Source organism: Vibrio sp. TRT 29B02 (genome assembly GCF_050113655.1).
Lineage (GTDB): Bacteria > Pseudomonadota > Gammaproteobacteria > Enterobacterales > Vibrionaceae > Vibrio.
The window spans coordinates 291,509-304,087 of sequence record NZ_JBNJOJ010000001.1 but is presented as its reverse complement, the minus strand read 5'-3'; the positions used below and the strand labels follow the sequence as shown (position 1 = coordinate 304,087).

The window sequence follows — 12,579 nt, the reverse complement described above, 5'->3', positions numbered from 1 at the left end:
ATTCACCCAACGCTAAAAGCTTTTAACAATGTAGTGGGCAATAGACTCAATACCAAAACGCATCGGATCGGTCACGGGTAAATTAAACTGCTCTTGCCAGTTGGCACAAAGTGCCCTCGCGTCATCTTCATCCAGAGCAGATGTGTTAAGGCTAATACCTGCCATTCTTGCGTTTGGATTGGTTAAGCGTGCGGCCGCCAGATTGGCTTCTATCGTTGCGGCAATCGAGGGCATTTGGCAGTGCGGTAAATGGCGAATGTGAGGACGATTGACCTCATGGCACAACACCAACGCATCGGCTTGAGCACCATGCAGCAACCCAAGGCTAACTCCAGCAAACGAAGGATTAAAGAGTGAACCTTGCCCTTCAATAATGTCCCACTCATGGTCATCAAACGCCGGACTGATCGCTTCTACCGCACCAGAAATAAAGTCTGCCACCACAGCATCAATAGCGATGCCCGCTCCGGCAACTAAGATGCCAGTTTGGCCTGTGGCTTTAAAGCGTGCGCCAACACCTTGATCCATCAGCGCTTTTTCTAACGCCAACGCAGTAAACATTTTGCCGACCGAGCAATCAGTTCCAACCGTGAGCAGGCGTTTTCCTTCGCGATTGATGGCATTACCGACGCTCAGAGGTGCATCATAATGGCGTACATCGTGAAGCTTTGTTTTGCCCTCACGTTCGAGTTGTGCCAGTTGAGGTATATCTTTGAGCCTTGAGTGCATCCCAGAGGCAATGTCAAAACCCATTTCAGCAGCTTCAATCAAGGTTTCTAACCAAGCTGATGGAATAACGCCACCAGCGTTGGCTGTACCTATAACGAGAGATTTCGCACCAAGTTGTTTTGCTTGGTCTAAGGTTAGATCGTCCAGTGATAAAGAGACGGTTTGTGGTGTTAACCTCAATTGCCCAATGCATAACTCAGGTCGCCAAAGAGCGATTCCTCGTGCAGTTTTAGCAGAAATAGGATCGGAAACATCACCGAGAAACAGTAAGTACGGTTGAGCGATAGACATGGCAAGTCCTTTGGTTGCTGAAGTATTGGCAACTAAAGTAAACGCTCAGAAATCCCTTTTCGAATACTGATTTGTCGGCTCCCTATAACCTTGAGTTATAGGCTCAGTTTTAACTGCTCAACAAACCACTTCGCGGCGATGCTCATTGGCGAATGTTCTGCATACAACAAGGATACGGATATCTCGATGGTAGGATTGAGGGACACGCAGTGAACACGGTGCTGATACTGGCGTGCGGTCCACGGATCAACGACAGCACAGCCTAAACCTTGTGCGACTAATTCAGCCGCTGCACTGTAATTTCGAACCGTGACTTGAGGGTGATACTCAGGGACCAGAGCGTGAACTGATTGACTGAGCTGCAAGCCTAACGGGTCACGACTATCGAGCGCAATTAGAGGCATGCGTTCACCCAGCAGATACTCGAGGCTTACGCTCTCCTGCTTGGGTTGTTGTAAAGGCATTATCACGACCATTTCCGTGGTCAGCAGAGTCTGTTGTACTAACGAGGCAGGCGTATCGTTGCCAAAGCAAACCGCCAAATCGAGTTGATGCTTGAGCAATGCATCACAAAGTTCATCTTGGTTTCCCGTCGACATCTCGATGCTGTAATCACTGCACTTGCAGATATCAGCAATAATTGACGCCAACATCGCTGCAGAAAGAATCGGAGTCGCACCAATAGACAGGTGCTTGTCTCCGGCCTTAATCCGTTTAGTTAGGTTCCTGAACTGTCCTAGTTGCTGGTAAATTTTATCTGCTTCTGGGAGCAACAGTTGTGCTTCAGGGGTCGGCACTAAGCGTCCCTTGACTCGTTCAAACAAGGCGAAGCCCAGCTGCTGTTCTGTGTGCGCCAGAACCCGTGTCACGTTAGGTTGTGAGACATGAAGTTGCTTGGCAGCCGCCGATATGGTGCCGCACTTCATTACGACGTAGAAGATTTCAAGCTGTCTTAGATTCACTTTCTGCTCTGCTAATTATTACTCTTTGGCCAGTTCCCCCTTCGTAAACATGGGCGAGTCAAACTACGGAGAAACTGAGTTAAACATTTTGCGCCATCACTATGCCATGATACGCGCTATCACGCACCAGAATCCGTTTTCTCCCACACTGACGTCTATCTATTCGCCCGCGTTCCTAACGTCAATTTTTCAATCGACATTTTTTTCACATTACGCTTGAGACACTCATCACCAATAACTACCAAGAATTCCAAAACTCGCAATCAGGTACATTGTTTATGATAAGTTCAAGATCATTACCTTTTCGCCGTATAGAGATGAACATGACGACGCTTATTGTCTTGTGCGCACTATACTTTGGCACAGTAATGAACTACCCCGTTCTAAAAACGATTTTCAATCTTAGCGCCAATGTCTCTAACCCTTTGTTTGCCTATACCGCGCCGGTATTGCTTACCTGTTCATTTATCATCATTTTTTCATTGTTCGCTTGGCCCTATTTTTTCAAACCATTCATGATGTTCGTTATACTCACCTCGGCTGGTGCTCTTTATGCCGAAGTCAACTTCCAGACGCTGTTTGACTACACCATGATGGAGAGTGTGTTTGAAACAAACTCAACTGAGATCTCTTTCTACTTCAATATGACCACCGTGCTTTATTTGTTGGGCTTTGGAGTCTTTCCATGTCTCTTTTTGGCGATGGTTCGTATTACGCCCCACCGTAATTGGAAGAGTGCGTTTGTTGCCAGAGTTGGCATTTTGCTAATTGCCGTTGTCGGTATCGGACTCATTGCAGAGACCTGCTATAAAGATTATGCATCGGTAGGAAGAAACAACCACTACCTAAGTAAGATGATCATTCCCGCTCATATTTTTAATGGCGCCAAGTACATCAATAGAACGTACTTTGAAACAAAGCTGGCGTATCAACCATTAGGTACAGATGCACAAGTAGAGGCAACAGCCAATGGAAAACCAACGCTCATGGTGATTGTGCTCGGTGAGACTGCCCGAGCGATGAACTTTGCTTACAATGGTTACCGTAGAGATACCAACCCTTACACGAAAGAAAAAGGACTGATCGCCTTTCAGGATGTGTCGTCATGCGGAACATATACCGCACTCTCTGTGCCTTGTATGTTCTCTAACATGACCCGAGACTCATACAACAAACCTCGTGCGTCCGCGCAAGATAATATCCTCAATGTTCTGCAACATGCAGGAGTAGACGTACTGTGGATCGATAATGATGGTGGCGACAAAGGTGTTGCTAAGAACCTAGCCTATACCGCTATCAATGCTTCGTTAAAGAACGAAGACTGCAACGGTTCAACCTGCTTTGACGTTGCCATGCTCAAGGATGCTCAGGACTTTATCGATAACGGACTGCGCAACAAAATGCTGGTTTTACATACGATTGGTAGCCACGGCCCAACATACTGGCAGCGATACCCAGATGCGCAAGCACCATTCCAACCCGCCTGTAACCGCAGCGATATCGAGAATTGTAACGACCAGCAAATTTTGAATGTCTATGACAATACCCTAGTCTATACAGATTACGTGCTCGCTCAGGTTATCGACGAGTTACAAAGCGTCTCTGACCAATACAACGTCATGATGACCTACATTTCAGATCATGGGGAATCACTAGGCGAGAACGGGCTATATCTGCATGGCACGCCCTATGCTATTGCGCCCAAAGAGCAAACTCATGTTCCATGGTTTATGTGGATGCCAGATCAATATGCCCAGCAAAAAGGGATAAACAAAACGTGTTTGGAGCGTAAAGCTAAAGATAGCATCCTGTCACATGACAACTTTTTTCATAGCTTACTGGGCTTATATGGTGTTCGTTCCCAAGTCCATGATGCAGAACTCGACATTACCCAAACATGTCAAACAATTTCATAATGTTAGCCTAAGAGTGATTAAGATATGGAACAACAATTAGTCATCCGACGCACAGGTATCCTACGCATTATCTATACCCTTGTTCATAGCTATAATGGCTTCAAGTGGTTATGTAAAAATGAAGCGGCATTTCAACAGGAACTCGCGCTATTTATTCCCCTTACTGTGTTTGCATTCTGGCTTGACCTCCCCGCTACGCACACCTTACTGGTAATACTGAGCATGGTTTTTGTCCTGTTTGCAGAAATGGTCAATACCGCAATAGAAGCCATCGTTGACCGGATTAGTCTCGACTACCACCTGTTATCAGGTGTCGCTAAGAATATAGGTTCTGCTCTTGTTCTACTGAGCATAATAGCCAGTTTAACCGTTTGGGGAACCGTGCTGTGGTTAAGGTGACTCTATTGGCTGAAACTTAGATTTAGAGGATGATAAACCGCAGCACTAATGCGACATTAATAACGCCAGATGATTCTATCTGGCGTTACTATTTCCTGCACAATGCCTTTAGATGTTATTGTTCAAGTAATAAGATAGATCGCTTTATCCGACCCTAACTGGGTGATTAAATTGAAACTAAGCTTACGTTAACTTATTGAGTATCAATGTGAAAAAAATATTGCTGGTCGAAGACAATAGAGAAATTGTCGGTATTTTATTTGACTATTTCGAAAGTGAGGGGACGATCATAGATTACGCTAATAATGGCGAACTCGGATTGAAGCTCGCGCTGGAAAACACCTTCGATGTGATCATACTCGACCTTATGCTCCCTCGCATGAGTGGTTTGAGTGTGTGTGAAAAACTCAGAGAAGCCGGCAACGTCACGCCAGTACTCATGCTCACTGCGTTAGACAGCCGCGAAGATATGCTAAGTGGATTCAAATACGGTGCCGACGAGTACGTAACCAAGCCGTTTGATCTTGAAATACTTGAAGCCCGCTTGCATGCTCTGATCAAGCGCTATCGCAGAACCGTTGCAGATACTTGGCTTGAATTCGCCAATCTACGTATCGATCAAAAAACTCATCAAGCTTACCGAGATGGCACAAAGTTGACTCTCAACCCTACGACATACGCAATACTGGAACTGCTGTGCCAGCGAGCTCCTGACGTTGTCACTCGTGAGGAAATTATCTCAATGCTTTGGCAAGATAACGAGCCTGACACCGATATCTTACGTAGCCATATTTACAATCTTCGTAACCAGTTAGACAAACCTTTTGCTTCTTCTATGCTCGTCACCGTTCCCAAAGTTGGCTTTCGTTTGGAAAAAGCATTATGAGACCAATCAACAGGACCAGTACTCGCACACTTACCAGCCAGCTGGTATTTTTCTTTACCTCTGTCGCCTTAATCATGGGTCTAGCAAGCTATATTATCTTCTATGCGGCTCTGAATTGGTCTGAAGATAAAGTGGGAGAGCGGCGTATTGAAATAGATAAGAATGAAGCGATTCATCGTTTTCTTCATGGTGAACAAGGCGAGATAACGATAGACATCCTTACGCGAGCCTATGACGACATTAACCTTGTGCCAGAAAGTTACCGCAGACATTTTGAAGACAAAGAGGAGTTCGTTGGGGAAGTCGGTAGTGGTGAAGAATCACGCATGCTCTACTTTGGCTATTACATGAAGGACGGCTCCAAGCATCCCGTCATTTTGGTCTCTGACATCAATCAAATTGAGTTTGGGCTATCTGAAACCATCTTTGCCAGCCTTATTGTCATCACTAGTATCGCCGGGCTATTGGTCATATTCGGTGCCCTGCTTTCACGCATGTCACAGCGTTTAATCGCCCCACTTATTCACCTGACTGAGCGATTAACTGAACAAAGCGGCAACTCAGCACATCGATTCGAAATACCATCAGGTGCAGCATCAGAGTTTCAGATACTGGCCAATCAACTCAATAAAGATCGCCTTGAAATCCATAGCTTACTTAAACGCGAACAAGCTTTCGCCCGTTATGCCAGCCATGAATTAAGAACCCCGCTAACCATTGTAAAAGGCGCGAGTAAACTGTTAGAACGTAATTCATCTGATGACTTTCAACAGCGTCAAATCCAGCGTATCAACGAAGCGACGACCCAAATGAGTACTATGGTCGATGCTCTACTTGGTCTTGTTCGCTATGAACGTAGTGATGCAGACGCGCCTGTTAGGCAGGTAGATAGAGCTGAGTTTGACGCCATTATCGAAACCAATACCGCTCAAGCCAAAGATAAAAACATTGAGACAGCATTAATATTCCACCAAGCACCACAACTCAAAGCCGCCCCCGCTGTGCTCAACATGGTGATTGGAAACTTGATCCGAAATGCCATTGCCGCCTCTGACCAAGGGACAGTGACGCTTGAGGTCTCAGAGCACTCCATCAAGGTGACGGACGAAGGTACGGGGCTACACAAGACTTCAAACCATGATGGACATGGATTGGGGCTACTTATCGTCGAAGAACTCTGCCATCGATATGGTTGGACATTCACCATCGAGAATAGGATGACGACAGGTTGTGAGGCACGAATTTCGTTTAACCCTTGCTCTTAACTAAGCGTTAAGCCGCAATAATAGATATATCGTTATGCGAATGCAGAAGATAACCATTGCCTTAGAGATAAGCTCTCCCAGACTACCCAAAGATGGGGGAGCGAGTTCCCACCACTCTACCCTACGCTATCCTTTTGAATCTACTTCACTTCCTTAGTTTTGCTGGTATGCTGACAACGTTCAAAACGAATTTTTAACAAGGACGTAACAATGACCCAATCTACTGCCTTAGCCTATCAATGGCATAGTGAGATTTTTGAGTGTCAAACTAACGATATTGATCGTTTTTACCATTTGTTGGAACAACAGATAGAGCGCCTTGGTCTCTCCAAGAGCATATTAGGAACCTCAGGTGAATACCCTGTATGCCTCTTACAATCATCACAACACATTGCCTCTAATCCTAACTTGATGATTAGCGCTGGGTTTCATGGCGAAGAGGCTGCCGGACCATGGGGATTACTGCATTTTCTATCGAGTTTAGATCAAACTCTTTTCGCCCAAGTGAATCTGAGCTTACTGCCACTGGTCAACCCTACTGGCTTTGCCATTGGTCAACGATTTAATCAGCGTGGCGAAAACCCTAACCATGGATTTTACCTTGAAGATGGTACTCCGACGTCAGGGAAAGGAACATCCATCGAAGCAAAGATACTCATGGATCATACACCAACCCTGTTGTCCGCGAGTCGAGATGGAATACTGACCTGCCATGAAGATGTGTTATTGACAGACACCTACATCTATTCATTCGAACCACAGCAAACTCCGGGGAGTTTCAGTGAAAACTTGAGAGATACTCTCGGACAGTTCTTTCCTGTCGCAGCAGACGGGGAGATTGATGATTGTCCGGTTCAAAATGGCATTATTTTCAACCATTTTGACACCTCGTTTGAATCGTTTCTAGTGCAGCAAGGAAGCCGCTTCGGCTGCTGTAGTGAAACGCCTGGTCAACAGAATATCGACCAGCGCATTTTGGCCAATGCCGCAATAATGACGGAGTTTGTTAACATCGTTAAACGCGACTAGGCATCATTGCCCTTTAGATATAACAGCGAGCCTATTGAGCTCGCTTTTTTTACCCTCGAACCGGCTTCGTTTCCTAAATCAGGGAACGGTCAACTTCATCGGATAAAGCAACAAAAACTTGTTATATCTCGCTACCACTACCTATAATTGCCGCCATCACTCCAATGAGATTGCCATATACAATGATTACGCTTCACACCAACTTTGGTGACATCCAAATCGAACTTAACAAAGACAAAGCTCCTGTGTCCTCACGTAACTTTAAAAAATACTGTGAAGATGGTTTCTACAACGGCACTATCTTCCACCGTGTGATTAAAGGCTTTATGATCCAAGGCGGTGGCCTAACGGAATTAATGGACGAAAAGGAAACACGCGCTCCTATTACCAATGAGGCGAATCGCGGTCTAAATAACCTTAACGGCACCATTGCAATGGCACGAACGGATGCTCCACACTCTGCAACCGCACAGTTCTTTATCAATCTTGATGACAATGATTTCCTAGATCACACCGCAAAAACCAACAACGGCTGGGGTTATGCTGTGTTTGGCAAAGTGACAATAGGTATGGATGTCGTTTATAAGATTGCCGAGCTACATACGCTATCACGGATGGGGCATGATGATGTGCCAGCAGAGACGGTTATGATTGAACGGGTAACCATAGAAGAATAACAAGGCGTTGGGTAACACTGTCGATAATCTAGGCTCTACAAATCATCAAGTGATGTATAAGCACGAAAATTAAGGCCTATACCATCGCTTTAGTGCTTTTAAAGTACCGTCATGCGCTACTTAGCGATTGTCTAGCCGGCATAGTAAGCACAAAAAAGCGAGCATCAAGCTCGCTTTTAACTATCTGTTTTTAATTTAAATTACAGCAATTCAACCGATTGTTGGGCTATCACGAATTCTTGGTGAGTTGGCAAGGTATTAGCAAACCACGCATCATATGGTTTCCTCCAACAAACTTTTGGACAATTATGAGTTGAACGAAGCCGCTCCGCGGCAGAAACGAATAAGCACCAACAATCATACTCTTTAGTAACACCATCATGTTGGTGGTGTGTTACTGGAGAGAACACTATGACCCCGTCTGAAAAAGAGCGCTTTGACGCCTTATATCAACAACATCTTACCCAACTCAAGCTTCAAGGTAAGCGAGCCAAAACCATCTCTGCATACTCTCTTGCTGTGCGACGTATCACCGAGTACTTTGATCGGTGCCCTGATACCTTGACCATTGAAGACCTGCGACGATATTTCAGCCAGCTGATTGGTCAGGTCTCCTGGAGCACGATTAAGCTTGACCGCTGTGGGCTTCAATTTTTCTACAAACATACGCTCAACAAGCAGTGGGAATGGATCGGAATCATCAAACCTCCGAAAGTAAAACGTCTCCCGAATATCATTTCTCCTGAGCAAGTCGCTCAGATTATTAACACCACCCGAGAACCCCGTTACCGAGTGTTATTCTTAGCGTTATACACGATGGGGCTGCGGATTAATGAGGCTCTCAATCTCACCATCTCCGATATCGACAGTCACAATATGCAAGTCCATGTTCGTTATGGAAAAGGCGGCAAAGACCGACTAGTACCACTCCCCCACAGAACGCTTCACGCCTTACGCCGATACTGGTGTACACACCGACATCCCAAACTGTTATTCCCAAGCAAAGGTAAGTGTTGTGATGTCGCGTTTAATGATCAAGGAGCACAAAAAGCACTTAAACAGGTTGTACAAGAATGTGGTATTCATAAGCGAATTACCCCTCACTCACTTCGACATTGCTTTGCAACCCATCTCCTAGAGCAGGGGCTTGACCTGCGTTCACTGCAAATCCTCCTTGGCCATGCGAGTTTAAATACAACGGCTCGTTATACTCAACTCACACAACTCAAGTTACATGATGCTAATCAAGCTCTCAATCAACTGGCTAACCGCCTGCACCTCGACTGGGAGTTGACCGTATGAGCACTTTTATCGACCTGTTGCGCCAACATCGTCACGAGCTTGAACAAGACTATGGTCATCACTTTAACAGCGATATCAAGCGAGCCATCTCCGCCATGTTACGGTGTAAAACAGAGAAACAAGGACTCTCGCAGTGGTATTGCTCCCACTGCCACCATGATGACCGTCTCCCTCTCTCGTGTGGAAATCGTCACTGCCCGCAATGTCAGCATCGTACAACATCAGACTGGCTCGAAAGGCAGAAAAGTAAGCTGCTTCCAGTTCATTACTACATGGTAACCTTCACATTACCTTATGAACTGAGAAGCTTAGCTCGCTCTGCTCCCCGAGCACTTTATCAAACCATGTTCCGCGTGGCTTCATCTACGTTAAAAGACTTTGCTCACAGGCAAACCCAAGGTGAGCTGGGATTTACTATCGTCCTTCATACACACAGCCGAAAGCGAGAGCTACATCCTCACTTGCACGTTATCGTTGCGGGAGGGCAATATGATGCAAAGCGGCATCAGTGGTTTAAAGGAAAAAAGAATTACCTGTTTAATGAGTTTGCCCTCGCCAAGGTCTGGCGAGCCAGAATGCTAGAAGCAATCAATCAGACAATACCTGCGGTTTTACCCCGAGATGTTCCCTCAAAATGGGTCGTAGACTGTCGGTGTGTTGGGTATGGGTTACCTGCTCTGCAATATCTGTCGCGCTATCTCTACCGTGGAGTCTTGCCAGACAAAGACATCAAATCTGTCACAGAGAATGAAGTCACCTTCGAATATGTAGATGGCAAAACGAAACAACGAAGATCCCGAACACTTCCGATAACACAGTTCCTATGGTTGATACTTCAACATGTTTTACCAAAAGGTCTTCAGCGAGTCAGAGACTATGGTTTTCTTCGCGGAAACGCCCATCAACTCTGCCTACAAATTCAGTTACTGTTTTTATCTGCGAGCGAACTTTACCGCCCTGTATCTAGGACAGCACAGTCGAGAGTGGTACGTAGTTGCCCTTGTTGCCATCATGAAATGGCTTGTGTTGGAGTCAGCCGACCGAGTTAGCCGAAAGGTAGAAAGAACAAGGATAATGGAGACAGTCATGACAGAAGAGTCGCCTATGAATAGAGCTTAACAGACTGTTCAACTTAAGGTGTGAAGCTATCAAGCCTCACATCATGACACCGTTCGCTTTAAGAAAAGTTACATCTTATCTAAACGCTAAACTCATCAGACACAATTTACATATAAAGAAGAGGCTCGGGCTTGTTCAACTCTGAATAAAGCTGTCGGCTGCGCGACAGCTATTCTTATTTGTTACGATTTCAGGAACATGCAGTTTTTCAGATTAGTTCAGATAGGGCAAAGGAAGCACTGCACCCAACAGACGATGCGTATCGACTTAAGAAAACCACTTCTTCTAAACCAGCCCGATTGAAGACGCCTGTACAAACGCACTTTAGCCTAAGCAGTCTTGGTTCACATTTAGGTTAGATGCACTCAGATATAGAAATGGCCTAACAGTTAGTTGTTAGGCCATTTTACATAAATCAGTAAACTACATCACTCTTTCAATTTCTTAGCTTCAAGTGATTTATCAACTTTCGTTCTAGAAGAAATAAAACTATTGCGATTACCAAGAAATGTAATACCCAATTAGTTGAACCAATTATAAAATAAGTTAACGTAATAATCAGATAGTATCCTCCAAGAGCAAACCTGTTCAGTAGATTAAAACCAGGCACAGTACACCATTCGATAGAGTGTGGCCACCGCTTGAGTTCAACCATTGAGATAGAAACGTAGCCAATAAGAAATGCTATACCTCCAAGCCAAAGCACAGAATAGATACTGCCCGCAATGACGAACGAGTACAAAATAAACCAAGGGTGACGATAAGATTCGAACATAAGATCCTCTATTCACTACATTTCTGTTCCGCTCCAATCACATTGACTGCATCATTGACTGTATTAAAATTATCTACTGCTTCTGCAAGCGGTCTGAGCGCTGGATGAACTTGTTTAACCAACTCCGATACAATGCTTACCGCTGTACCCACGTACTCGTCAGGGTTATCACTATTCTGATATTCCATAGATGCAGCAGCAAACCCTAATGTAATACTAACTGGTGTCGAAATAGGATTGACCACAATTGAAGCCACCACCAATGCTTTTTTCTGTTCCGTTTTATCAAATGTATTATGATCCAATATGGAACTCTCACCAGCACTGCTAGCCAGAACTCCTTCTGCGGTTTGAGGGTGGGAGCGATTTAGCTCGTCACGCTGCATGTCTGTAACGGGAATCCAATCCCCGTTACTGCTTAGATCAAAAACATAGGACTCAGCTAACCCAAACGGATCTACCCATACCAAAGGATTACCACTCACATACCCATACGCCAATTGTTGACTTGGGTCACGCAGTAGTTGGCTCGCATTCAGTCCCGTAAACCGTATTAACTCATGCTGAATTTCTGTCGGCAAATAGGTGTTCTTGAGGCTCCAGTAGTCTGGCTGCACAAAACGGCTGGTGTGTGGGTTGTACCATCTTGCATCAAGGTGAACGAGCCCCGTATTACCGTCTGTGTAACCACCCGTGTATTGGTACGGCATCAACTGACCAAGCTGTTTGTTGGCGTTGACTCCAGCGTTTATCTTCCACTGCGTTTTGTCATTGTGTTTGCGGTACACCTGACCAAATGGGTTGTAACCTAAGCGCTTCCTTTGGGTGCCAGTATCATCCAGAACAAACGGTCATGGTGCACGTATAGGTTAGAATCACCCAGGGATAAAAATGGTCTAGCTAAAAAGCCAGACCACCCGAAAATAAGCAAAAGGCAAGAGCTGAACCTTATTGCTTTTCATTCTTACCTCTTACTTACTCCGAGAGCCAAAAGTACCCAACCAAATAAAGAGAGCTGCAATTACTAGCTCCTTGACTAGTTTTGCGTAGTAAGCAAAATTATCAGTTGATGATTTGCCTAACACAGCATGATTTCCGCCTCTTCCAAAAGACTCGCCCGAAGAGTAAATCTCATATGCTCCCATTAGAAAAAACATGGCAATCAAGAGCATTATAAGCCTAAACCCAAGCAGGAATTTTTTTTCTAAAAATACTCGAATAATTTTCAT

General features: G+C 45.1%; 12 protein-coding genes. 8 read left to right on the top strand and 4 right to left on the bottom strand.

Annotated features, from left to right (window positions below):
- Positions 1-12: 12 nt before the first annotated feature.
- Both dgcN and ACQEXT_RS01205 read right to left on the bottom strand, forming a co-directional pair.
- The gene (gene dgcN / locus ACQEXT_RS01210) at positions 13-1,020 is read right to left on the bottom strand and encodes an N-acetyltransferase DgcN (protein WP_426950274.1); all 1,008 of its coding nucleotides are present in this window, start codon (positions 1,018-1,020) and stop codon (positions 13-15) included.
- 95 nt (positions 1,021-1,115) lie between these two features.
- The gene (locus ACQEXT_RS01205; RefSeq protein WP_426950273.1) at positions 1,116-1,982 is read right to left on the bottom strand and encodes a LysR family transcriptional regulator; all 867 of its coding nucleotides are present in this window, start codon (positions 1,980-1,982) and stop codon (positions 1,116-1,118) included.
- Between the two features lie 323 nt (positions 1,983-2,305).
- On the opposite strand from ACQEXT_RS01205, the gene ACQEXT_RS01200 reads away from it, so the two are divergent.
- From ACQEXT_RS01200 to ACQEXT_RS01165, 8 genes are all read left to right on the top strand, one after another.
- Entirely contained in the window at positions 2,306-3,898 is a 1,593-nt protein-coding gene (locus ACQEXT_RS01200; RefSeq protein ID WP_426950272.1) for a phosphoethanolamine transferase, read from the top strand.
- Between the two features lie 24 nt (positions 3,899-3,922).
- Positions 3,923-4,297 (top strand): diacylglycerol kinase, encoded by a 375-nt coding sequence (locus tag ACQEXT_RS01195; protein WP_426950271.1) that lies wholly within the window; start codon positions 3,923-3,925, stop codon positions 4,295-4,297.
- Positions 4,298-4,505: 208 nt separating this feature from the next.
- On the top strand, positions 4,506-5,183 hold the full coding sequence (locus tag ACQEXT_RS01190) for a response regulator transcription factor (protein WP_426950270.1): 678 nt from the start codon (positions 4,506-4,508) through the stop codon (positions 5,181-5,183).
- Positions 5,180-6,448 carry a sensor histidine kinase gene (locus tag ACQEXT_RS01185; protein ID WP_426950268.1) on the top strand — a complete coding sequence of 423 codons (1,269 nt, stop codon included), beginning with the start codon at positions 5,180-5,182 and terminating at the stop codon, positions 6,446-6,448. The genes ACQEXT_RS01190 and ACQEXT_RS01185 overlap by 4 nt, the downstream gene beginning before the upstream one ends.
- A 210-nt stretch (positions 6,449-6,658) precedes the next feature.
- Positions 6,659-7,477 (top strand): M14 family metallopeptidase, encoded by an 819-nt coding sequence (locus ACQEXT_RS01180; RefSeq protein WP_426950267.1) that lies wholly within the window; start codon positions 6,659-6,661, stop codon positions 7,475-7,477.
- A 182-nt stretch (positions 7,478-7,659) separates the two neighbouring features.
- Positions 7,660-8,154, top strand: a complete 495-nt coding sequence (locus tag ACQEXT_RS01175; RefSeq protein WP_426950266.1) for a peptidylprolyl isomerase — start codon at positions 7,660-7,662, stop codon at positions 8,152-8,154.
- 411 nt (positions 8,155-8,565) lie between these two features.
- Positions 8,566-9,456 (top strand): tyrosine-type recombinase/integrase, encoded by an 891-nt coding sequence (locus ACQEXT_RS01170; protein ID WP_426950264.1) that lies wholly within the window; start codon positions 8,566-8,568, stop codon positions 9,454-9,456.
- Positions 9,453-10,505, top strand: coding sequence for an IS91 family transposase (locus ACQEXT_RS01165; RefSeq protein ID WP_426950263.1), 1,053 nt, complete (start codon positions 9,453-9,455; stop codon positions 10,503-10,505). Before ACQEXT_RS01170 ends, ACQEXT_RS01165 begins: the two co-directional genes overlap by 4 nt.
- An 853-nt stretch (positions 10,506-11,358) precedes the next feature.
- Here ACQEXT_RS01165 and ACQEXT_RS01160 read toward each other — a convergent pair.
- Entirely contained in the window at positions 11,359-12,138 is a 780-nt protein-coding gene (locus ACQEXT_RS01160) for an RHS repeat-associated core domain-containing protein (protein ID WP_426950261.1), read from the bottom strand.
- A gap of 183 nt (positions 12,139-12,321) precedes the next feature.
- Positions 12,322-12,579 (bottom strand): hypothetical protein, encoded by a 258-nt coding sequence (locus tag ACQEXT_RS01155; RefSeq protein ID WP_426950259.1) that lies wholly within the window; start codon positions 12,577-12,579, stop codon positions 12,322-12,324.